We start from the raw sequence: 22833 nt of genomic DNA on the forward strand, positions 1-22833 counted from the left end.
ACCAGCACGACGGGCGCCGCCCCCCGGGACCACCGGGAGCGGCGCCCGTCGCGTTACCCCCCAGCCCCGCGCACTCCGCGCGTCGCTCGGCCCAGCGCACCCGCGCCGCACCCCGCTCCGCGCCGATCTTGCACTTTCTGTCGCGGCCAAAGGGGTGAAGTGGGCAAAACGGCGACAGTTTGTGCAAGATCGGCGCGGGGAGGGGCAGGGCTTCCTGTTCGCGAGCGCACTCAAGGGCAAGATCCGCGCAACATCAGGGATGTTGCTGCTTCCCGCGCTCTCGAAGCAGCAACATCAGGTAAGTTGCGCGGATCTTGGTGCCGGGGTGCCGGGGTGCCGGGGTGCCGGGGTGCCGGGGTGCCGGGGTGCCGGGGTGCGGGGTGCCGGGCGTGCGGGGTGCCGGGCGTGCGGGGTGCCGGGCGTGCGGGGTGCCGGGCGTGCGGGGTGCGGGGGGTGCCGGGTGCTAGCGGGTTGTGGCGGCTAGTTCCTGCTCGGTTGGTGTCGTCGGGGGGTGGGTGGTGGCGTTACGACGGCGGCGCAGCTCGATGGGGAGCACGATCAGGGTGACCAGCGCGCCGAGCGCCCCCGTCACCACGAAGCCCCACAGTGGCGCGCTGGCGTCGATGACCGCGCCGGCGAGTGGCGCGCCGACCGCGATGCCGACGGTGACGGCCGAGCCGTGCAGGCCCATCGCCTCACCGCGTACCCCGGCCGGGGCGAGCCGGCTGACGGCGTCGGCGGAGGCCGCGATGGTCGGCGCGCAGAGCGCGCCGGCCGGGATCAGCGCGAGAGAGAGCAGCCACCAGTGTGCGCCGCCCAGCCCGACCGGGATGGTGCAGAGCGCGAGCGCCGCGGTGAGCGCCAGCGGCGACAGCGAGCGGTGCACGGCCCCGTAGGCGAAGCCGCCGACCAGGGAGGCGATCGCCCAGCCGGCCAGGACGACGCCGGTCCAGCCGGCCTCGCCGCTGGCCCGCAGGACGGCGACCACCGCGACGTCGGTAACCCCCGAGGACCAGGGTGGCGGCGGTGCTGAGCGCCAGTACGGCGAGCAGCCGGGGCGTCAGCCACTCCCGGCGGGACACCTGGCGTTGTGGGCCGACCGGCTCGGCCGCGCCCCGAATCGGCGGGTTCAGCAGCCACAGCGCGGCCCCGGCGGCGACGATGCCGCCACCGACGAGGTACATGGTGGTCTGCGCCGAGATCGCGGTGACCAGGGCCACCGCCAGCGCCGGACCGATCATGAAGGACAGCTCGACGGACATGGAGTCCAGCGCGTACGCCGGCCGCCGTTGATCTTCCGGGACCAGCGCGGCGATCGACTGGCGGACCACTGAGAAGATCGGCAGGGCCAGTGAGCCGGCCACGAAGGCGGCCGGCAGCAGCAGCGGGTACGCCAGCGAGGGCGCGGTGACCCAGAACACCGCCTCGGCGATCCCGGTGAGGACCAGCACCGGACGCAGGCCGCGCCGGTCGACCAGGCGGCCGAGCAGCGGGCCGCCGATCGCCGCGCCGATCGTGATGGCGGCGCCCACCAGGCCCGCCGCGCCGTAACCCCGGTCGAGGTCGAGCACCACGTGGAAGGTCAGGGTGACCCCGGTGGCCGTGAGCGGGATGCGGGCGAGGACGGCGACCAGCAGCAGCGACCGCAGGCCGGGCAGGGCGAGCGCGGTCCGGTAAGGCTTGATGTTCACGTTGGTCCGTACCTCCGGCGACATCCTCGACGGGTCGCGGACCGTTGGCCAACCAATTAGCGCCTCATGCGGCCCTGATCACAGGCTCACCGTGCAGGACCACGCCGGCGCCGTCCATCGCGCGCAGCGCTACGTCGGTGGTCTCCGGGGCGACCGCGGCGGTCAGTTCCAGCAGGACCGTGGTGGCGAAGCCCTCCCGGGCGGCGTCGAGCGCGGTGGCGCGGACGCAGTGGTCGGTGGCGATGCCGACCACATCGACGGTGTCCACGTCGTGCCGGCGCAGCCAGTCGGCCAGGCACTCGCCGTCGTCGGCGTGGCCCTCGAAGCCGGAGTACGCGGCGGCGTGCTCGCCCTTGTGGAAGATCGCCTCGACCCGTCCGGTCTCCAGCTCCGGGTGGAACTCCGAGCCGCTGGTGCCGACCACGCAGTGCCGCGGCCAGGACTCCACGAAGTCCGGCGGATCGCCGAAGTGCGCCCCCGGATCGACGTGGTAATCCTTCGTGGCGACCACGTGCCGCCACCGGCCCGGCTCGCTGGCGAGCAGCCGGGAGATCCCGGCGGCCACCCCGGCCCCACCCGGGACGGCCAGCGAGCCGCCCTCACAGAAGTCGTTCTGCACATCCACGATGATCAGCGCGTTGGCCATCGGGGGTCCCTTCGAGGTCGGATCGGCGGGCTCAGCCGGCGGGTACGACGGTGACCGGCACGGCGGGGTCGCCGGCGGAGAGCTTCAACCCCTCCCACGGGATGGAGATGAGGCACTCGCGCAGGTGTTCCCGGGACTCATCGAGGGTCGGCAGGGCCACGGGCTCGCCGTCGACCACGTACGAGCGCTGGAGCACCCGGTCGTTGGCCTGCCGGTCGGGCACGCCCTGCGGGACGATGATCTCTTCCGTGGCGGTGCCGGTGGGCTTGTGTCGGCGAACCGCCACCTTGCGCCCCCCGATGGTGGCCTTGTGCTCGGACCGCTTCACCACCGGCCGGCCGTCGACCTCGACGAGCTTGTAGACCAGCCCTGCCGTGGGCGCTCCGGAGCCGGTGACGACGGCCGTACCCGCGCCGTACATGTCGACGGGCTCGGCGGCCAGCGCCGCGATCGAGTACTCGTCCAGGTCGCCCGAAACGATGATCTTGGTCTCGGTCGCGCCCAGGGAGTCGAGCAGTTCCCGGGACTGCTGCGCGATCACCGCCAGGTCACCCGAGTCGATCCGGACCGCCCGCAGCTCCGGTCCGGCCACCGCGATGGCGTTGCGGATGCCCTGCGAGATGTCGTACGTGTCGACCAGCAGCGTGGTGTCCTTGCCCAGCGTGGCGACCTGCGAGGCGAAGGCCGCCCGCTCGTCGTCGTGCAGCAGCGTGAACGCGTGCGCCGCCGTACCCGCGGTGGGGATGCCGTAGCGCTCGCCCGCGGCGAGGTTGGAGGTGAACCGGAAACCGGCCAGGTACGCGGCGCGCGCCGCCGCCACGGCCGCCTCCTCGTGGGCCCGACGTGACCCCATCTCGATCAGGGCGCGGCCCCGGGCGGCGGTGACCATCCGCGCCGCGGCGGCCGCCACCGCGCAGTCGTGGTTGAGCACGGAGAGCGCCACCGTCTCCAGCACCACACACTCGGCGAAGCCGCCGGAGACGGTCAGGATCGGCGACCCGGGGAAGAACAGCTCACCCTCGGCGTACCCGTCGATGTCGCCCGTGAAGCGGTAGTCGGTGAGCCAGGCTGCCGCCGCGTCGTCGACCACCCCGGTGCGACGCAGGAAGTCGACCTCGGCCGGATCGAACCGGAAGTCGCGGATCAGCTCGATCAGTCGCGCGGTGCCGGCGACCACGCCGTAGCGTCGGCCGCTGGGCAGCCGGCGGCTGAACACCTCGAAGACGCAGCGGCGGTCGGCGGTGCCGTCCTTGAGTGCCGCGCTGACCATGGTCAGCTCGTAGTGGTCGGTCAGCAGCGCGGGGCGGAGGGTGCTCACCGTCCCAGCCTAAGGTTCAGGCCGAGTCGTCGCCCTCGTGGCCCGGGATCGACCGCAGCGCGGCCCACAACTCGGCCCGGCCGGTCACGCCGAGTTTGGTGTAGATCCGCTGGAGGTGGTTCTCCACCGTGCGGGCGGAGAGGTACAGCCGTTCGGCGATGGCCCTGCTGGTCGCGCCGTGCACGGCGAGGCGCGCCACCTGCCACTCGCGTTCGGTCAGCACCGGCGCTCCGGCCCGTAGCGCCGGCGTCCGGATCAGGTTGCACCGCCCGAGCAGCCCCGCGAGCCGTTCGCGTGCCTCGCCGGCCACCACCGAGTGCTGCTGACGCAGCCGGTGCAGGGCCTGGGCGGTGGCCTCGGCGGCGTACACGGTCAGCTCCAGCGCGGCGTAGTCGTCGGCGACCGACAGCAGGTCCGCCGCCGAGTCGGTCACCGCAGCACGGGCGTGCCGGGCCAGCAGCGGCGGCAACACCCCGTCCACCCGCTCGGACAGTTCGGCGAGGCGCTGCGCCACGGTCCGCCGCCCGCCGTCGGAGCAGGTGGGGCCGATCGGCGCACCGGCCTGGTCCAGCCGGACCAGATCGTGCAGGACGTGCACCTCGTGCCCGGCGAAGCCGTCGGCGCGAAGCCGGTCGGCCAGGTCGCCGAGGTGCTTCACCGCGCCCGGCAGGTCACCCGACACGGCCAGCACCGCGCCCCGGGCCTGTTCCAACCACGGGTAGAGCACCGCCATCCCCGGCGCGTGGGTGCGGTCGGCCTCGGCCATCGCCTCGGTGGCCTGCGCCGCGTCGCCGCGCAGCGCCGCCGCCTGGGCCCGTTCGGCCTGGGCCAGGCCCGCGTAGACCCGGCTGGTGGCCAGCACCGCGCAGGCACCCAACGAGGTACGCATGGCCGCGTCACTCTGACCCCGCAGCCGCGCGGCGTACGCCGCCAGGATCGCCAGGTAGCCGGTGCCGAGCCGGAAGTCACCGGCCCCCGCGAGGTCGGCGAACTCGTCGGCCACGATCGCGTCGATCCCGACGAGATCGCCGGTGAGCATGAGCCGGGTGCCGCGCGCCAACTCCAGGGCCAGTTGCAGGTACGGCATGTCGGTGCGCCAACTCGCCGCGGCCGAGTGCACCTGCGCGATGGCCGCGCCGCTGCGCGTCAGCTGACCCTCGGCGGCCTGGACGTACGCGATGGTGCTGCGGGCCAGCTCGCGGGCGGCGATGCTGGCCGCGGGCCGGTCGAGCACGGTCTGGCTGAGCCGTACGGCGGTTGCCGTGTCCAGTCGGTGCAGCCGCATGATCGCCTCGAAGGCGTGCACCCGGGCCCGGTCGGCGGAGTCGCCGAGTTGCTCGACGCGGCTCGCGATCTCCTCCACCGTGGACTCCCGACTGAGCCCCCAGTAGCTGACCATGCCGCGGACGGTCAGCCATCGGCAGAGGCGGCGCTCGTCGCCGGGCTCCAGGGTCACCGCGTCGAGAACGCTGAGCGCCTCGTCCGGTCGGTCGGCGAACATCAGGATGGTGGCCAGCAGCTCCGCCGCGTCCGAGCCGCCGTCAGCGTGCAGCGCGGCCCGGGCCAGGCGGGTCGCCAACGGTACGTCGTACCGGGTGAACGCCTGCATCGCGGCGTCCACGAGCAGGGCGGCGTCCTGCGCGGTGCCGGAGTCGAGCCGCCAGACCGCCACCCGCAGCAGGTCGTCGCGGCGGCGCTTGCCGACCTGCTCCAGCAGTTCGGCGAGGTGCGCCTGGAGGCGTCGGGTGCGGCTGACCGGGCATCGGCGGCGCATCACCTCGCCGTAGAGCGGGTGCGCCAGGCGTACGTTCGTCCGCCGGTCGTGCTGGACGACGGTGATCAGCCCACGCTCCTCGGCGCACTCCACATCGGACTGCTCGGCGGCCTGGTTGAGCAGGTGCAGGCCGAGCGGCTCGCCGAAGGCGACCAGCTCGACGACCGTACGGACGCCGTCGGTGAGCTGCCCGACGCGGGTGTCGATCAGATCGGTGAGGCTGGGCGCCAGCTCCAGTCGCCCGGTCCACTTCCAGAGGCCGTAGGTGCGCTTCAACTCCTCGCTGCCGTTGGCGGCATGCACCAGCTCGCGCAGCAGCAGCGGGTTGCCGGCCGACAGCCGCCCGAGCCGGTCGGCGGAGTTGGCGTCGACGGGCCCGCCCAGGATCGCGGCCAGCAGGCCGGCGGTCTCCGACGGTGGCATCGGGGTCAGCTCGACGTGCTCGACCAGGTCGTCGGTCCACAGCGCGCGGATCGGCAGGGGGATCTGCTCGCCGTCGCGCAGGGTGCCGACCACGGTGGCGTTGTCCGCGCGGGCGACCAGGTGCACGAGCGCGGCGGACGGCGGGTCGAGCAGGTGCGCGTCGTCGATGGCGAGCACGATCCGCCGGCCGGCGGCCTGCTGTTGCAGCACGCCCAGCGCCCAGCGCAGGATGCCGGCGGGGGAGAGCCCCTGTGGCTGCTCCGCCGGGAGGACCTGCACCAGCCCGCCGAACGGCAGCGCCGCGGTGGTGGCGCTCGCGGCGATGGACCAGATGGCGTACCGGTCGGTGGGCAGGGTGTTGACGCCCTCCCGCAACAGCCGGCTCTTGCCGATGCCGGCGCTGCCGCTGAAGAAGAGCCCTCGGCCGGCCTCGCCGGTAACCGCCGCCAGCAGGCGGTTGAGTTCATCGGTCCGGCCGACGAACTTCCATCGACTCATCCGCGCAGCATATCCATCGAGTTCGGTCCGCGCCCGCACCGTCACGCACCGAAGTTGAGTAGTCGCACAATTACCGGTGAGTACCTGCGGTATTCCGCCTGGTCGGCGGGCCACACGTACTCTTCGGGCATCCGGGTAGTGTCACCGGAATTTCCATCCGACCGGCGTGCCGGTCGCCAGCTCCGGGAGGCCACCCGATGCAGCAGGGCCCTCTCCCCTCGCTCGACTCGCCCGGCGACATGGCCAGCTCAGCCGACCCGCCGAGTTGCGCCCCGTTGCCCACCGAGCTTGAGGTTTCCAATCCCCGGTCGGACGAGCCGCTCGGCGTCGTCGCCGTCGGTCCCGCCGGCGCTGACCGGCGTGCCGTGCTCGCCACCCTCGTCGGACTCGACCCGGTGATGCTCACCGTGCCGGCCGGCAGTTGGCTGGTGGTCCGGCACGCCAAGGTGCCGACGCGGGCGGCGTTCGTCCCGGGCTACCGCCAGCCGCACTCGTACGGCGCGGACCGGGACGCGGCCGGCCCGGCACTGGCCCGCCCGCCCCGGCGGGTCGAGCTGAGCGTGCCCGAGCCGCTGCTGCGCCACTTCACCCTGATCGACACGCCGGACACCGGCGCGCTCGGTGTGGCCGGCGTCCGGGTGCTGCGTGACGCCGTCGGCCGGGCCGGCGCGCTGCTCTTCGTGATCGCGGCCGACCAGGCGTTCACCGCCCAGGAGTTGAACCTGCTCGCCGAGGTGGCCGCGGCCCCGGTGGAGGTCGTCTTCGCGGTGACGCCCGGCACGGCCGGTTGGGCGCCGCTGGCCGACGGCACGGCGACGACGGAGGACACGGGGGCGTCCGTCCCGCCGGCGGCCGGCCGTTCGGGGGAGGTGGACCCGGTCGCGGTGACCGTCGCGGCGCACCGCGCGGCGCTGCTGGCCGCCGTCCCCGACCTGGCCGCCGCCCGCTGGTTCCCGGTCGACGGCGTCGACAGCGCGGCCGACCTGCGCCGGGCGTTGGTGGGGTGGTCGGCGACCGAGGGGTTGCAGCGGGCCAGCGCCGAACCGCCCGTGCTGCCGGGGCAGCACGACCGCGTGGCGGTGGCCGCCGACCCGGGCGACTGGTCCGAACGGCTCGACCGGCAGGCCCGCTCCTGCGCCCAGCGGATCCGCCAGCACCTGGCCCTGGAACTGGCGAACATCCATCTGCGGGCCGTTCAGGAGATCGTCTTCGGGGTCGGCTGCGCCGGCCTTCCCGATCTGCTCGACCGGGAGATGGCGGCACTGTCGCTGCTGGCCACCGCGCAGTGCGACCGCGCGGTGCGGGGCATCGTGTCGGACACCACCGCCCAGGTGCTCGGCACGCCGCCCACGGAGGGCGTACGTCGGCGGATCGCCACGGCCGTCCAGTACGGCCTGGCCGACCACCGCACGGGACGCGACCTGGACCGGGTTCTGCTGGTCACCAGTACGGCGGGAGTGGCCGGACTGACCGGCGTCGAGGCGATCGACGCACTCGCCGGTTATCCGACGGCAACCCGTGACGAGGTGCTTCCGCCGATCGCGGTGGGGCTCTCCGGCGGATGCTGGCAGCAGTGGCGTACCCCGGGAAACGACGACCACAGCGCGGCGCGGGCCTGGTCGCAGCGGGCGCTTCGGGAGGTCGAGTTGGAGCTCGCCCGCGAGATCTCCCGGCGGTTCGAGGTGATCCGTCTCTCGCTGGGCGTGGTGCTGTCCGATGCGATCGACCACGGCATCCTGCTTGCCTGAGAGCGTGCCCGCCGTGCGGCTCGACCTCGCTCCGCGTCTCGCCTCCGCCGAGGTGCGAGGCGGCTTCGTGGCGGGCACGACGGGCGATCCGGATTCGTCCGGCGTTCCGGTTCCTCGGTTCCGGGAAACCGGTGGCACGATGGGGGGCATGGCGGCTCCACAGGTTGCACCGGTCGAGACGCCGGCCACTGACGACGTGCCGGCGCCCGACCGGCAATGGGTGACGATCGTGTGGGACGACCCGGTCAACCTGATGACGTACGTGACCTGGGTCTTCCAGAAGCTGTTCGGCTACAGCCGGGAGAGGGCGGAGCAGCTCATGCTGGACGTGCACCACAAGGGCCGCGCCGTGGTCTCGACGGGCGCCCGCGAGCGCATGGAGCACGACGCGTCGCAGCTGCACGCGTACGGGCTCTGGGCAACGGTGGATCGCTCGTGAGCGCGAGGAGTGAGCCGGGGTTGCGAGCCCCGCAGTCGCGAACCGGGCTGGCATCGTGAGCATGTTCCGGCGGCAGGCGGGCCGCTACGTCGCCACCTTCGCCGTCGACGAGGTGCGGGTGCTGCGCAAGGTCGCCTCCGAGGTGGTCGGTCTGCTCACCGACGGCTTCGACCACACCGACCCGGTCGTCGGCCGGCTGTTCCCGGCGGTGTACCCGGAGGACGCGGCCAGCACGTCGGAGTTCCGCCGCTACACCGAGGGTGACCTGAAGACCGCGAAGATCGACCAGGCCGGGGCGATCCTGGCCGCGCTGCCCGACGATGCCGGCGGCGAGGTGCGGTTGGACGCCGAGGCGGCCGAGGCGTGGCTAAGGGCGCTCAACGACGCACGGCTGGCGATGGGTGTGCGGCTGGAGATCAAGGACGGCACCGACCTGGGCGAGGAGTTGGACGACGCGGTGACCGAGGATCCGGGGTCGAGCCGGGTGTTCCAACTGTCGGTCTACGCGTATCTCGGATATCTCCAGGAGTCGCTGCTCAACGCCTTGATCGACTAGGCGTGACCCGCGCCACTTCAGGCCCTGCCTGGGAGGCGTTAGGCTGGTACACGTGCTGAGCATCGACCGGTCGATCATCGACGCGATCGTCGCCCACGCGCGCCGGGACCACCCCGACGAGGCGTGCGGCGTCGTCGCCGGTGCCGTCGGCAGCGACACCCCGACCCGGCACATCCCGATGGACAATGTCGCGCGGTCGATGACCTTCTACGAGTTCGACTCGATGGAGCACCTGCGCGTCTGGCGGGAGATGGACGACCGCGACGAGGAGCCGGTGGTCATCTACCACTCGCACACCGCGACCGAGGCGTACCCGTCGCGTACCGACGTGTCCTTCGCCGGCGAGCCGAACGCGCACTACCTGCTCGTCTCGACCCGCGAGCCCGACTCGGAGGAGATCCGCTCGTTCCGGATCGTCGACGGCGTGGTGGCCGAGGAGCCGGTCCAGATCGTGGAGGCCGGGGTCGACCCGCACGCCGTGCAGTCCTACATGTTCGGGCAGAGCCCGGCGACGGTCGACTACGAGTGTTCCGGCCGCTGACCCGTCAGCGTCCGCACCCGTTTCCTCCCGTCACCGTTGGCACACCCGATCAAGGAGCACGACATCATGGCCATCGAAGTTCGCATCCCCACCATCCTGCGTAGCTACACCGGCGGCGCCAAGGTCGTCGAGGGCGCCGGCGACACGCTGGCGGACCTGCTCACCGACCTGGACTCCCGGCACGCCGGCCTGCGCGGCCGGCTGGTCACCGACGCCGGCGCGCTGCACCGCTTCGTCAACGTCTACGTCAACGACGAGGACGTGCGCTTCCTCGGCGCGCTCGACGCCAAGCTCTCCGACGGCGACAGCGTGACCATCCTGCCGGCCGTGGCCGGCGGCGCGTTCGGCTTCGCGGCGGCAGCGGCGATCAGCTCGCACAGCGCCGCGGCAGCGGCGATCAGTTCGCACAGCATCAGCCAGGACAGCGCGGCAGCGGCTCGCGACGCCGTCGCCGCTCACTGAGGGCGGCCGTCGTGGCGCGGTACGACAGCCTGCTCGACGCGTGCGGAGGTACGCCGCTCGTCGGGCTGCCCCGGCTCTCCCCGACGGTGCCCGACGGGGCGCCGCCGGTGCGGCTCTGGGCCAAGCTGGAGGACCGGAACCCGACGGGCAGCATCAAGGACCGCGCGGCGATGTTCATGGTCCGCGCGGCGGAGGAGGCGGGCCGGCTCCGGGCTGGTGACACAATCCTGGAGCCGACCAGCGGCAACACCGGTATCTCGTTGGCCATGGTGGCTAAGCTGCGCGGGTACCGGCTGGTCTGCGTGATGCCCGAGAACGTCTCGACCGAGCGGGTTCAACTACTCCGCATGTACGGGGCGGAAATCATCTTCTCGGAGGCGGCGGGCGGCTCGAACCAGGCCGTCGCGACGGCCAAGCAGATCGCTGCCGACCACCCGGACTGGGTGATGCTCTACCAGTACGGCAACGAGGCCAACGCGCGGGCGCACTACGAGACGACCGGCCCGGAGCTGCTGCACGACCTGCCCACCATCACGCACTTCGTGGCCGGACTGGGCACCACCGGCACCCTGATGGGTACCGGGCGCTACCTGCGCGAAAAGGTCGAGGGCATCCAGGTCGTGGCGGCCGAGCCGCGCTACGGCGAGCTGGTCTACGGGCTGCGCAACATTGACGAGGGGTACGTGCCGGAGCTGTACGACGCCTCGGTGCTGTCCCGGCGTTTCTCGGTCGGCACGCGGGACGCGGTGCTGCGCACCCGTCAGCTCGTGGAGGTGGAGGGCATCTTCGCCGGGTTCTCCACGGGCGCGATCCTGCACGCCGCGCTGGCGGTGGCCCACGAGGCGGTCCGCGCCGGCCGCCGTGCCGACGTCGCGTTCGTGGTGTGCGACGGCGGCTGGAAGTACCTGTCCACCGGCGCGTACGGCGGCACCCTCGGCGACGCCGAGGACGCGCTGGAAGGTCAGCTCTGGGCCTGAGGGCCGGGTCCCTGCGCGAACGGGCCGTCGGCGTACGCGTCGATGGCCCGTCGCGCGTCGCGGCTCGCCGTGAGCGTGTGTCACGTTCGTGACAACTTCCAACGGATGATTCTTGTCCTCGGGTACCCCGGCGTAGGCTGCGCAGCGTGGCGTACGCGTCGGTAGAGATCATGGCCGGTACGACCGCCGGCAGAGATACTACCGACAGTGACAGTGAGAAAACCCGATGCGACTGACTGTCCTTGGGTGTGCCGGCAGCTTCCCGGGCCCCGAGTCACCGTGCTCCGCCTACCTCGTCGAGGCGGATGGTTTCCGGCTCCTGGTCGACTTCGGCTCGGGGTCGTTGTCCAGCCTCCAGCGGTACGTGGGGCTGCACGCTCCGGACGCGATCCTGCTGACCCACCTGCACTGTGACCACATCCTCGACGCGGTGACGTACGTGGTGGTCCGCCGGTACGCCCCCGAGGGCCCCTACCCGGCGCTGCCGGTGTACGCCCCGGCCGGCGCCCCGGACCGGCTCAGCGCCGCCTACGGCGACGACGGCACGGTGGACGACGTCTACCAGTTCTACGCCCTCCAGCCGGGCACGTTCCCGATCGGGCCGTTCACGGTCACCGTCGACCGGGTCAACCACCCCGTCGAGACGTACGGCGTGCGGCTCGAGCACGGTGGGCGGTCGCTGTGCTACTCGTCGGACACCGCCGAGTGCGACGCGTTGCTACGGCTGGCGCAGAACGCCGACGTGTTCCTGTGCGAGGCCAGCTACCTGGACGGCGTGGACAATCCGCCGGATCTGCACCTGACCGGCCGGGAGGCGGGTGAGATCGCGACGAAGGCGGCGGTGGGTCGTCTGCTGCTGACCCACCTGGTCGCGGCCTGGGGCAGCGAGGCGCACACGCTGGAGTCGGCGGCCGGCGCGTACAACGGGCCGCTCGAAGTGGTCCGGGCGGGCGCCAGCTACGACATCTGACCGCCTCGCGGCCACCCGGCGCTTTCGTGGGCGTCGTCGATGGTCCGGTGTGTCGATGGTCCGGTGTTGTGCCGTACTGTTCGCCGGCCGGTCAGCGGCTGGTCGTCTGGCGCACCCGTGGCACCCGCACGGTGTGGACATGCGGATCGCCATCGTGACCGAGTCGTTCCCGCCGGACGTCAACGGCGTCGCGCACTCCGTGGTGCGTACGGCCGAGCACCTGCTGGCCCGTGGCCACGAGCCGGTCGTCATCGCACCCGCGCCCGCCGGGGCGGACCGGCGGGGCGTCGACCGTCTGGCGTACCCGGTGGTGCGTATCCCCAGCGTGCCGTTGCCCCGCTACCAGGGTTTCCGGCTGGGCGTGCCGACGGGTACCCGGCTGGCGGGGGCGCTGCTGTCGGCGGCGCCGGACGTGGTGCACCTGGCGAGCCCGTTCGTTCTCGGCGCGCGGGCGGCCACCCTCGCCGACCGGTATGGGCTGCCGATGGTGGCGGTCTACCAGACCGACGTGGCGGCCTACGCCAGGGCGTACCGGGTGAGCTGGGGTGAGGCGGCCGCGTGGCGGCGACTCCGGGAGATCCACAATCTGGCCCAGCGGACGCTCGCGCCGTCGACCCGGGCTGCGGCCGATCTGATCGCCAACGGGGTGCAGCGGATCTGGTTGTGGGGCCGGGGCGTCGACGCCGTCCGGTTCGACCCGGCCAAGCGCTGCGCCGACCTGCGCCGTCGGCTGGCCCCGGGCGGGGAGCTGCTGGTCGGCTACGTCGGCCGGTTGGCCCCGGAGAAGCGGGTGGAGCTGTTGGCGGCGACGTCCCGGCTGCCGGGCGTACGGGTGGTGGTGGCCGGTGACGGCCCGGCCCGTCGTCAGCTCGAGCGGGCGTTGCCGGGGGTCACGTTCCTGGGGGTGCGGCACGGCGAGGACCTGGCACGGCTCTACGCCAGCCTGGACGTGTTCGCGCACACCGGTCCGCACGAGACGTTCGGCCAGACCGTGCAGGAGGCGTTGGCGTCCGGGGTGCCGGTGGTCGCCCCGGCCAGCGGTGGGCCGGTCGACCTGGTCGACTCGGGCCGGACCGGGCTGCTGGTGCCGCCCGGCGACGGGGACGCGCTGGCCGCCGCCGTGGCCGAGCTGACCGGGGACGCCGACCGGCGGCGGGCGTACGGGGTGGCGGCCCGCGCCGCGGTGCGCCGGCGTAGCTGGGCGGCCGTCGGCGACGAGCTGGTCGGGCACTATCACGCGGTACGCGCCAACGCCGCCACCGTCGGCCTGCCGGCCGCGTCGTGACGGCGACAGCCGGTGGGCTGCGGATCGTCCGGCTCGCGAACTTCGTGACCGAGCGCTCCGGTGGCCTGCGTACGGCGCTGCGGCACCTCGGCGAGGGCTACCGCGCGGCGGGACACGATCCGGTGCTGGTGGTGCCCGGCCGACGGAACACCCACGAGTGGCACCCGTGGGGTCGGGTGGTCACCCTGCCGGGTCTGGAGCTGCCGGGCACGGGTGGTTACCGGCTGCTGGCCGGCCGGCAGCGGCTGGCCCGGGTGCTCACCGAGCTGACGCCGGACCGGCTGGAGGTGTCCGACCGGTCCTCGCTGCGCTGGACGGGGGCCTGGGCGAAGGCGCACGGGGTGCCGTCGGTGATGGTCTCGCACGAGTCGCTGACCGGCCTGCTCGGCCAGTGGGGAGTGCCGGACGTGCTGCGCCGGCCGACCGCCGACCGGCTCAACCGGGCCACCAGCCGGGCGTACGACCGGATCGTGTGCACGACCCGGTGGGCGGCCGAGGAGTTCGCGCGCATCGGGGCCGACAACGTCCACCTGGTGCCGCTCGGCGTGGACCTGGACACCTTCGGACCGGAGCGGGCCGACCCGCGGCTGCGGGAACGCTACGCCGACCCGACCGAGCTGCTGCTCGTACACTGCGCGCGGTTGTCTCCGGAGAAGCGGCCGGAACTGGCGGTCGAAGCCCTCGCCGAGCTGCGCCGGGCCGGTGTGCCGGCGGTGCTCGTGCTGGCCGGGGACGGCCCGCTGCGCGCGTCGCTGGCCCGCCGGGCGGCCGGCCTGCCGGTCACGTTCACCGGCTTCCTGCCCGACCGTGCCGTGGTGGCCGCGCTGCTCGCGAGCGCGGACGTGGTGCTGGCGCCCGGCCCGGTGGAGACCTTCGGCCTGGCCGGGCTGGAGGCGCTGGCCTGCGGCACTCCCGTGGTGGTGAACGCCGCGAGCGCGTTGCCCGAGGTGGTCGGCTCGGCGGGGCTGGCCGCGTACGGCTCCGGGGCGTCGCTGGCCGAGGCCGTGCTGCGCCTCGTGGCCCGTCCGGAGGCGCAGCGGCGGCGGGCCGCTCGGGCGCGGGCCGAGGAGTTCGGGTGGCCGGCGGCGGTCGCCGGATTCCTGGCGGCACACGGCGCGGACGTGCCGCAGGGCACCCGGGGCGAGGTGGATCCCCGCACCGCATAGGGTGCAGGGATGGCGCGACCTGACGGGCGAGGGCCCTCTCAACTCCGACCGGTGACCCTGACCCGAGGCTGGAGCACCCACCCGGAGGGGTCGGTGCTCGTCGAGTTCGGCGGCACCCGGGTGCTCTGCACGGCGAGCGTCACCGAGGGCGTGCCCCGCTGGCGCAAGGGCTCCGGGCTCGGCTGGGTGACCGCCGAGTACGCGATGCTGCCCCGGGCCACCAACACCCGCTCCGACCGGGAGAGCGTCAAGGGCCGGGTCGGTGGGCGTACCCACGAGATCTCCCGCCTGATCGGTCGCAGCCTGCGCGCCTGCATCGACCTGAAGGCGCTCGGCGAGAACTCGATCGTGCTCGACTGCGACGTGTTGCAGGCCGACGGAGGTACCCGGACCGCCGCGATCACCGGCGCGTACGTGGCGCTGCACGACGCGGTGGGCTGGTTGGCCGCCCGCAAGGCCCTCGCCGGCAAGCCGGAAAAGGTCATGCACCGCTCGGTGGCCGCCGTCAGCGTCGGGATCATCGCCGGCGAGGCGCGCCTGGACCTCTGCTACGAAGAGGACGTGGCCGCCGAGGTGGACATGAACGTGGTGTGCACCGGCACGGGCGACTTCGTCGAGGTGCAGGGCACCGGTGAGGCGGGCGTGTTCGCCCGGGACCAGCTCGACAGCCTGCTCGACCTGGCCGTGGCCGGGTGCGCCGAGTTGGCCGAAGCCCAGCGGAAGGCGCTTTCCTCATGAACAAGGTTTTGCTGGCTACCCGGAACCGGAAGAAGCTGGTGGAGCTTCAGCGGATCCTGGACGGCGCGCTCGGCGCGCACCGGATCGCCCTGCTCGGCCTCGACGACGTCGAGGAGTACCCGGAGCTGCCCGAGACCGGCCTCACCTTCGGCGAGAACGCGCTGATCAAGGCGCGGGAGGGCTGCCGCCGGACGGGGTTGCCGACGATCGCCGACGACTCGGGCATCGCCGTGGACGCGCTGAACGGGATGCCCGGGGTGTTCAGTGCCCGGTGGGCCGGTAAGCACGGCGACGACCAGGCCAATCTCCAGCTCGTGCTGGACCAGATCGCCGACGTGCCCGACGAGCACCGGGCGGCGTCCTTCGTCTGCACGGTCGCGCTGGTGCTGCCCGGCGGCAAGGAGCACCTGGTCGACGGCCGGCAGCCCGGTCGGGTGCTGCGCGCGCCGCGTGGCGACGGCGGATTCGGGTACGACCCCATCTTCCTGGGCGACGGCCAGGACCGGACCAACGCCGAGCTGACCCCGGCCGAGAAGGACGCGGTCAGCCACCGGGGCAAGGCGCTGCGCGAGCTGGCCAAGCTGGTCGCCAAGGTCCTGCCGCCCGCCGCCTGACCCGCGGCGGACGACAGCGACCCGTGGAGGTCAGCCCAGCGGGCCGACCTCCCGCTCGATGGCGGCGCGCAGCTCGGGGCCGGCGACGACCGCACGGGCCGCCTCCATCACCGGGGCGAGGAACACGTCCGGGCCGGGGTCGCCGGCCGCCGCACCGAGCGCGGCGACGGCGGCCCGACCGGCCGGCGACGGCACCAGCGGTTCGCGCAGTTGCAGGCCACGTACTCCGGCCAGCAGCTCCACCGCGAGCAGGCTGGTGAGGTTGTCCAGCACGGTGCGCAGCTTCTTGGCCCCCGCCCAGCCCATCGAGACGTGGTCCTCCTGCATGCCGCTGGTGGGCAGCGAGTCCACCGACGCGGGCGCGGCCAGCCGCCGGTTCTCCGCGACGATCCCGGCCGCCGTGTACTGGGCGATCATCAGCCCGGAGTTGACCCCGGCGTCGGGCGAGAGGAACGCCGGCAGCTCCCGGGAGCGGGTCACGTCGAGCAGCCGGTCCACCCGCCGCTCGGCGATCGCACCCACCTCGGCGGCGGCGATGGCGAGGAAGTCGGCGGCGAAGCCGAGCGGTGCGCCGTGGAAGTTCCCGGTCGACTCGACCCGACCGTCCGGCAGCACCACCGGGTTGTCCACCACGGACACCAGCTCCCGGCCCGCGACCGTGCGGACGAAGTCCAGGGTGTCGCGGGCCGCGCCGGCCACCTGCGGCGCGCAGCGCATCGAGTACGCGTCCTGCACGGCGTGCGCCAGGTCGTCGCGGTGCGAGTCCATGACCCGCGAATCCTGCAACAGCCGGTGGATGTTCGCCGCCGACGCCGCCTGACCGGGATGCGGCCGGATGGCGTGCAGCTCGGGCAGGAACGGCCGCTCCGAGCCGAGCATCGCCTCGATGGCCAGCGCCGCGGTCACGTCCGCCATCGCGAAGAGGTGCGCCGCGTCGTGGATGGCCAGCAGCAGCATGCCGAGCATGCCGTCGGTGCCGTTGATCAGCGCCAGCCCCTCCTTGGCGGCCAGCTCGATCGGCTTGAGCCCGTTGGCGGCCAGCACGTCGGCCGCGTCCTGCCGCTCGCCGGCCGGGCCCAGCACCCAGCCCTCACCGAGCAGCACCAGCGCGCAGTGCGCCAGCGGCGCCAGGTCGCCGGACGCGCCCAGCGAGCCGTGCTCCGGCACCCACGGGGTGATGTCGTGGTTGAGCAGGTCGACGAGGGCCTCGGCGACCAGCGGCCGGACCCCGGAGCGGCCCAGGGCGAGCGAGCGTACGCGCAGCAGCATCATGGCGCGGACCACCTCGCGGGGCATCGGTGCGCCCACCCCGGCGGCGTGCGAACGGATCAGCGCGTGTTGCAGCTCGGCCCGCCGCTTCGGCGCGACGAAGGTGTTCGCCAGGGCCCCGAACCCGGTCGAGACGCCGTACACCGGTCGTCCGGCGGCCTCGATCCCGTCCACGATCGCGCGGCTGGTCGCCATCGCGTCCCGGGCGGCCGGAGCGAGGACCACCGTGGCGGTGCCGCGGGCCACCGCGAGCACGTCGTCGGCGGTGATCCCGGTGGGTTGGATGGTCACGTGCGTCATTGCGGAACTCCGTTGCGAATTACCTGGCGGATCAGGGGGACACCGGGCCGGTAGGCCAGATGCAGGTAGGACGGCGCGTCCAGGACGACGAGGTCGGCCCGCGCGCCGGGGGTGAGCACGCCGAGGTCGTCGCGGCGCAGCGCCCGCGCGCCACCGGCGGTGGCGGCCCAGACCGCCTCCGCCGGGGTCATCCGCATCTCGCGGACCGCGAGGGCGATACAGAAGGGCATCGACGAGGTGTACGACGAACCGGGGTTGCAGTCCGTCGCCAGGGCCACGGTCACACCGGCGTCGAGCAGCCGGCGGGCGTCCGGGTACGGCGAGCGGGTGGAGAACTCGGCGCCCGGCAGCAGGGTGGCGACGGTGGTGGTCCCGAACCCGTCGGTGTGGGCCGTGCCGGCCAGCGCGTCGACGTCGGCGTCGCTCAGGTGGGTGCAGTGGTCGACGCTGGCCGCTCCCAACTCCACCCCGAGCCGCGCGCCCGGCCCGGGGCCGAGCTGGTTGGCGTGCAGTCGTACGCCCAGCCCGGCGGCCTGGCCGCAGGCGAGGATGGCGCGGGCGTGGTCGACGTCGAAGGCGCCCCGCTCGCAGAACACGTCGATCCACTTCGCGTGCGGCGCGGCGGCGGCCAGCATCGGCCCGCAGACCAGCCCGACGTAGTCGTCCGGCCGGTCGGCGTACTCGGCGGGCACCACGTGCGCGCCCAGGAAGGTGGTCTCGGAGCTGGTCTCGGCGGCGATCCGCAGCGAGCGGGCCTCGTCGGCGACGTTCAGCCCGTACCCACTCTTGATCTCCATGGTCGTGGTGCCCTGGCGCAGCGCCTCCCCGCGCAGCCGGCGCACGGTGGCCCGCAGCTCCCCGTCGGTGGCGGCCCGGGTCGCGCCCACGGTGGTCCGGATGCCGCCGCCGGTGTACGGCTCGCCGGCCATCCGCGCGGCGAACTCGGCGGCCCGGTCCCCGGCGAAGACCAGGTGGGCGTGGCTGTCCACGAAGCCGGGCAGTACGGCGGCACCGCCGACGTCGATCCGGTGGTCGGCGGCCGGCGCGTACGCGGCCGGCCCGACCCAGGCCACCCGGTCCTCCTCGACGAGCACGGCCGCCTTGCGGCGGATGCCCAGCGGGTCCGCGCCGACGCCGTTGGTGACCAGCTCCCCGATGTTGTCGACAAGCAGACTGCTCATGCGGGGGTCACCGCCTCGATCGACGCCGACAGCTCGGCCGGCACGTCCACGCTCAGGTGCCGGCCGTCGGCCACCACCACGCGACCGTCCACCATGACCTGGTCGACGTCCGCCGCGCCGGCCGCGAAGAACACCCCCACCGGCGGTACGCCGGCGGTACGGGCGGTGTCGAGTCGTACCGTCACCAGGTCGGCGCGGGCGCCGACGGCGATCCGCCCGGCGTCGGCCCAGCCCAGCGCGGCGTGCCCGGCGGCGGTGGCGGTGGCGAACAGGTCGACCGGGGTGAAGTGGCCGCGGCGGCGGGTGCGCAGCCGTTCGTCCAGCTCCACGGCGCGGGCCTCCTCGAACATGTCGACCACGGCGTGACTGTCGCTGCCCAGGCTCAGCCGGATACCGGCGTCGGCCATCCGGCGGGCCGGTCCGATGCCGTCGGCGAGATCCCGCTCGGTGGTGGGGCAGAGGCACACGCCGGTCCGGCTGTCGGCGAGCAGGGTCAGGTCGGCGCTGGTCGGATGGGTGGCGTGGACGGCGGTGGTGTCCGGCCCGAGCACGCCGTGGTCCGCGAGCAGGGCGGTGGGCGTACGCCCGTGCACGGCCCGGCACTCGTCGTTCTCGGCGGGCTGCTCGGAGAGGTGCACGTGCAGCGGAGCCTGCCGGTCGCGGGCCCAGTCGGCGACCGTGCGGAGCTGGTCGGCGGGGACCGCCCGCACCGAGTGCACGGCCGCGCCGACCCGCACGTGCGAGTCCGTCGGCTGAAACGCGCCCGCCCGCCGCGCCCAGCCGGCCGCGTCGCCGTCGCCGAAGCGCCGCTGCGGTCCGGCGAGCGGCCGACCATCCACAGTGGAGGCGAGGTAGCAGGTGTCCAGCAGGGTGAGTCGGACCCCGGCGTGCGCGGCCGCCTCGACCAGTGCCGCGCCCATCGCGTTCGGGTCGTCGTACGCGCCGCCGTCGGGCCGGTGGTGCAGGTAGTGGAACTCGCCCACGCAGGTGATCCCGGCAAGCGCCATCTCGGCGTACACCGCCCGGGCCAGCGCCAGGTAGGTGTCCGGGTCGAGCCGGTCCGCGACCGCGTACATGCGCTCCCGCCAGGAGAAGAAGTCACCCCGCCCGCCGTGGGTGCGCCCCCGCAGGGCCCGGTGGAAGGCGTGCGAGTGCGCGTTCGCGAGGCCCGGCAGCGTCAGGCCGGGCAGCGGCACGGCGTCGGCGTACACGTCGACCCCGGACGGCGGCCGGCTCCCGGGGGTCAGCGGCGTCACCGCGCTGATCCGACCGTCCTCGACCTCGATCAGCACGTCGGGCGTGGGCTCGGCGTGCGCGGGCAGCCAGGCGTACTCGGCGAGCCAGCGGGTGGCGGTCAGCGGCATGTCAGCTCCTCAAGCACGCGGGCCAGCGCGCGCACCCCGGCCGCGCAGTCGTCGTCGCTCGCGGACTCGGCGGGGGAGTGCGACACCCCGGTCGGATTGCGCACGAACAGCATCGCCGTGGGCAGGTACGCAGCGAGCACCCCGGCGTCGTGTCCCGCGCCCGTGGGCAGCACCGGCGCGTCGAGCAGCGTCGCCAGCCGGGCGGCCAGGTCGCCGTCGAAGGCGACCAGCGGGGTCACCGACTCCTCGGTGACCAGCACCTCCGTGCCGTCGCGGCGGGACCGCTCGGCGAGCTTGGCCCGAACCGCGTCGACCAGCCCGGTCAGGGTCTCCGGGTCGGCGGCGCGCGCGTCCAGCCAGCCGGTCACCCTCGACGGGATCGCGTTGGTGGCGTTGGGCTCCACGGCGACCCGACCCACGGTGGCGTGCGCCCCACGCAGCCGGGCCTCCTTGTTCGCGGCCAACACCCCGAACGCGTAGGTGAGCATCGGGTCGCGGCGGTCGGCCATCCGCGTCGTACCCGCGTGGTTGCCCTCGCCGACCACGTCGAAACGCCAGCGGCCGTGCGGCCAGATCGCGCTCGCCACCCCCACCGGCGCGTCCGCGTCCGCGAGCGCGCGGCCCTGCTCGACGTGCAGCTCCACGAACGCGCCGAACCGGCCGAGCAGCTCCGGTCGGGCGCCCGCCGGCCGCCCGCCGAGCGCGTCGGCGAAGCTCACCCCGGCCGCGTCGCGCAGGCCGGCCGCGCGGTCGGCCGCCAGCACGCCGGTGAGCAGCCGCGACCCCAGGCAGGGTACGCCGAAGCGCGCGCCCTCCTCCTCCACGAACGCGGCCACCACCAGCGGCCGGACCGGGGTGACACCGGCGGCGCGCAGCTCGTCCACGGCGAGGAACGCGCTGACGATGCCGAGCGGGCCGTCGTACGCCCCGCCGTGCGGCACCGAGTCGAAGTGGCTACCGGTCAGCACGGCGTCCGCGCCCTCCGGGTCACCCCAGTGGGCGAACAGGTTGCCGTTGCCGTCCTCGGTGACCGGCAGGCCGCGACGGTCGGCCTGTGCCCGGAACCAGGCCCGCAGCTGGTGTTCCGGCTCGGTCAGCGCGTACCGCAGGTAGCCGCCGCTGCCGGCGTCCCGCCCGACCGGCGCGATCTCGTCCCACAGCGCCCGGAACCTGAAAGGAAGGGCCCCTTCTTCAACAAAATCCGATAACAAGGTGCCCTTCCTTACTGCTCGGTCATCGGGACGCGGACGCCGGTGCGGTCGGCGACCTCGCGGGCGCTGTCGTAGCCGGCGTCGACGTGCCGGATGACGCCCATCGCCGGATCGTTGGTGAGCACCCGCTCGATCTTCTGGCCGGCCAGGGCGGTGCCGTCGGCCACGCAGACCTGCCCGGCGTGGATCGACCGGCCGATGCCCACCCCGCCGCCGTGGTGGATGGACACCCAGGACGCCCCGCTGGCGGTGTTGACCAGCGCGTTCAGCAGCGGCCAGTCCGCGATCGCGTCGGAGCCGTCGGCCATCCCCTCGGTCTCCCGGTACGGGCTCGCGACGCTGCCGGTGTCCAGATGGTCCCGGCCGATCACCACCGGCGCGGAGAGCTCACCGGAGGCGACCATGTCGTTGAACCGCACGCCCGCCCGGTCGCGTTCGCCCTGGCCGAGCCAGCAGATCCGGGCCGGCAGGCCCTGGAACGCGACCCGCTCACCGGCCAGCTTGATCCAGCGGGCCAGGGACTCGTTCTCCGGGAACAGGTCCAGGATGGCCCGGTCGGTGGCGGCGATGTCGGCCGGGTCGCCGGAGAGCGCCGCCCACCGGAACGGTCCCCGGCCCTCGCAGAACAGCGGGCGGATGTACGCGGGCACGAAGCCCGGGAAGTCGAACGCCCGCTGGTAGCCGCCGAGCTGCGCCTCGCCCCGGATCGAGTTGCCGTAGTCGAAGACCTCGGCCCCGGCGTCGAGGAACCCGACCATCGCCTCGACGTGCCGTGCCATCGACGCGCGGGCCCGATCGGTGAACTCGGCGGGCTTCGCCGCTGCGTAGTCCCGGGCTTCGGCCAGCTCGACGCCCACCGGCAGGTACGCCAGCGGGTCGTGGGCGCTGGTCTGGTCGGTCACGATGTCGATCTCGACGCCTCGGCCCAGCAGCTCCGGGAAGACCTCGGCCGCGTTGCCGACGACCCCGACGCTCAACGCGCGCCGGTCCCGCTTCGCCGCGCGGACCCGCGCGACCGCGTCGTCCAGGGAGTCGGCCACCTCGTCCAGGTAGCGGTCGTGCACCCGGCGGTCCAGACGGGTGCGGTCGACGTCGACGATCAGGCAGACGCCGTCGTTCATGGTGACCGCGAGGGGCTGCGCGCCACCCATCCCGCCGCACCCGGCGGTGAGCGTCAGCGTCCCGGCCAGGGTGCCGCTGAACCTCTTGGCGGCGACGGCGGCGAACGTCTCGTAGGTGCCCTGGAGGATGCCCTGCGTGCCGATGTAGATCCACGAGCCGGCGGTCATCTGCCCGTACATGGTCAGGCCGAGCTGTTCCAGGCGACGGAACTCGGGCCAGGTCGCCCAGTCGCCGACCAGGTTGGAGTTCGCCAGCAGCACCCGGGGCGCCCACTCGTGCGTACGCATCACACCGACCGGTCGCCCGGACTGCACCAGCATCGTCTCGTCCGCGCGCAGGTCGGTCAGCGTACGCACCAACGCGTGGTACGACGGCCAGTCCCGCGCCGCCTTGCCGGTCCCGCCGTAGACCACCAGGTCGTCGGGGCGTTCGGCCACCTCCGGATCGAGGTTGTTCATCAGCATCCGCAGGGCGGCCTCCTGCTGCCAGCCACGGGCGGTGAGCTGGCTGCCCCGTGCGGCACGGATGGGCTGGGTCATC

At 73.7% G+C, this 22833-nt stretch carries 19 protein-coding genes and 1 pseudogene; 11 read left to right on the forward strand and 9 right to left on the reverse strand.

The window, feature by feature from the left end; translation table 11 throughout:
- Positions 1-463: 463 nt before the first annotated feature.
- The 4 genes and pseudogenes from ACIBTX_RS16520 to ACIBTX_RS16535 all read right to left on the reverse strand — a co-directional run bounded on the left by ACIBTX_RS16520 (position 464) and on the right by ACIBTX_RS16535 (position 6350).
- Positions 464-1715, reverse strand: a pseudogene (locus ACIBTX_RS16520) (MFS transporter).
- Positions 1716-1755: 40 nt separating this feature from the next.
- Entirely contained in the window at positions 1756-2337 is a 582-nt protein-coding gene (locus ACIBTX_RS16525) for a nicotinamidase (RefSeq protein ID WP_357173027.1), read from the reverse strand.
- Between the two features lie 31 nt (positions 2338-2368).
- A complete protein-coding gene (locus ACIBTX_RS16530) occupies positions 2369-3655 on the reverse strand; it encodes a nicotinate phosphoribosyltransferase (protein ID WP_357127698.1) in 1287 nt (428 codons plus the stop codon).
- 16 nt (positions 3656-3671) lie between these two features.
- The gene (locus ACIBTX_RS16535) at positions 3672-6350 is read right to left on the reverse strand and encodes a LuxR C-terminal-related transcriptional regulator (RefSeq protein ID WP_357127695.1); all 2679 of its coding nucleotides are present in this window, start codon (positions 6348-6350) and stop codon (positions 3672-3674) included.
- Positions 6351-6547: 197 nt separating this feature from the next.
- Between ACIBTX_RS16535 and ACIBTX_RS16540 the strand changes: the two genes are divergently transcribed.
- The 11 genes from ACIBTX_RS16540 to rdgB all read left to right on the forward strand — a co-directional run bounded on the left by ACIBTX_RS16540 (position 6548) and on the right by rdgB (position 15846).
- Positions 6548-8098, forward strand: coding sequence for a hypothetical protein (locus tag ACIBTX_RS16540; RefSeq protein WP_357127692.1), 1551 nt, complete (start codon positions 6548-6550; stop codon positions 8096-8098).
- Positions 8099-8246: 148 nt separating this feature from the next.
- Positions 8247-8537 (forward strand): ATP-dependent Clp protease adapter ClpS, encoded by a 291-nt coding sequence (clpS, locus tag ACIBTX_RS16545; protein ID WP_039905549.1) that lies wholly within the window; start codon positions 8247-8249, stop codon positions 8535-8537.
- Positions 8538-8598: 61 nt separating this feature from the next.
- Positions 8599-9093 carry a DUF2017 domain-containing protein gene (locus ACIBTX_RS16550; RefSeq protein ID WP_357128035.1) on the forward strand — a complete coding sequence of 165 codons (495 nt, stop codon included), beginning with the start codon at positions 8599-8601 and terminating at the stop codon, positions 9091-9093.
- Between the two features lie 52 nt (positions 9094-9145).
- On the forward strand, positions 9146-9634 hold the full coding sequence (locus ACIBTX_RS16555) for a M67 family metallopeptidase (protein ID WP_363660982.1): 489 nt from the start codon (positions 9146-9148) through the stop codon (positions 9632-9634).
- 66 nt (positions 9635-9700) lie between these two features.
- Complete coding sequence (locus tag ACIBTX_RS16560) at positions 9701-10096, forward strand: MoaD/ThiS family protein (RefSeq protein WP_357173030.1); 396 nt, start codon at positions 9701-9703, stop codon at positions 10094-10096.
- Positions 10097-10107: 11 nt separating this feature from the next.
- Entirely contained in the window at positions 10108-11073 is a 966-nt protein-coding gene (locus ACIBTX_RS16565; RefSeq protein WP_357127683.1) for a pyridoxal-phosphate dependent enzyme, read from the forward strand.
- A gap of 226 nt (positions 11074-11299) precedes the next feature.
- Positions 11300-12043 carry an MBL fold metallo-hydrolase gene (locus ACIBTX_RS16570; protein ID WP_357393656.1) on the forward strand — a complete coding sequence of 248 codons (744 nt, stop codon included), beginning with the start codon at positions 11300-11302 and terminating at the stop codon, positions 12041-12043.
- A gap of 139 nt (positions 12044-12182) precedes the next feature.
- Positions 12183-13328: a glycosyltransferase family 1 protein gene (locus ACIBTX_RS16575; RefSeq protein WP_357393658.1), complete on the forward strand. Its 1146-nt coding sequence runs from the start codon at positions 12183-12185 to the stop codon at positions 13326-13328.
- A complete protein-coding gene (locus ACIBTX_RS16580) occupies positions 13325-14494 on the forward strand; it encodes a glycosyltransferase (protein WP_357393660.1) in 1170 nt (389 codons plus the stop codon). The genes ACIBTX_RS16575 and ACIBTX_RS16580 overlap by 4 nt, the downstream gene beginning before the upstream one ends.
- A 9-nt stretch (positions 14495-14503) precedes the next feature.
- Positions 14504-15232, forward strand: coding sequence for a ribonuclease PH (gene rph / locus ACIBTX_RS16585; protein ID WP_357127672.1), 729 nt, complete (start codon positions 14504-14506; stop codon positions 15230-15232).
- The gene (gene rdgB, locus ACIBTX_RS16590) at positions 15229-15846 is read left to right on the forward strand and encodes an RdgB/HAM1 family non-canonical purine NTP pyrophosphatase (RefSeq protein WP_355052054.1); all 618 of its coding nucleotides are present in this window, start codon (positions 15229-15231) and stop codon (positions 15844-15846) included. The genes rph and rdgB overlap by 4 nt, the downstream gene beginning before the upstream one ends.
- Positions 15847-15876: 30 nt before the next feature.
- On the opposite strand, the gene hutH is transcribed toward rdgB, so the two are convergent.
- Genes hutH through hutU form a run of 5 tightly spaced genes read right to left on the reverse strand, consistent with a single transcriptional unit; the run spans position 15877 to position 22832 of the window.
- Positions 15877-17415 carry a histidine ammonia-lyase gene (gene hutH / locus ACIBTX_RS16595; protein ID WP_396832677.1) on the reverse strand — a complete coding sequence of 513 codons (1539 nt, stop codon included), beginning with the start codon at positions 17413-17415 and terminating at the stop codon, positions 15877-15879.
- Positions 17412-18596, reverse strand: a complete 1185-nt coding sequence (hutI, locus tag ACIBTX_RS16600) for an imidazolonepropionase (protein WP_396832678.1) — start codon at positions 18594-18596, stop codon at positions 17412-17414. The genes hutH and hutI overlap by 4 nt, the downstream gene beginning before the upstream one ends.
- A complete protein-coding gene (locus ACIBTX_RS16605) occupies positions 18593-19960 on the reverse strand; it encodes a formimidoylglutamate deiminase (RefSeq protein ID WP_396832679.1) in 1368 nt (455 codons plus the stop codon). The genes hutI and ACIBTX_RS16605 overlap by 4 nt, the downstream gene beginning before the upstream one ends.
- Positions 19951-21171, reverse strand: a complete 1221-nt coding sequence (locus ACIBTX_RS16610) for an allantoate amidohydrolase (protein ID WP_357173052.1) — start codon at positions 21169-21171, stop codon at positions 19951-19953. Before ACIBTX_RS16610 ends, ACIBTX_RS16605 begins: the two co-directional genes overlap by 10 nt.
- 11 nt (positions 21172-21182) lie before the next feature.
- Positions 21183-22832: a urocanate hydratase gene (gene hutU / locus ACIBTX_RS16615; RefSeq protein ID WP_396832680.1), complete on the reverse strand. Its 1650-nt coding sequence runs from the start codon at positions 22830-22832 to the stop codon at positions 21183-21185.
- Position 22833: the final 1 nt, after the last annotated feature.

The organism is Micromonospora sp. NPDC049359, from assembly GCF_044466585.1.
In the GTDB taxonomy this organism is placed as follows: domain Bacteria; phylum Actinomycetota; class Actinomycetes; order Mycobacteriales; family Micromonosporaceae; genus Micromonospora.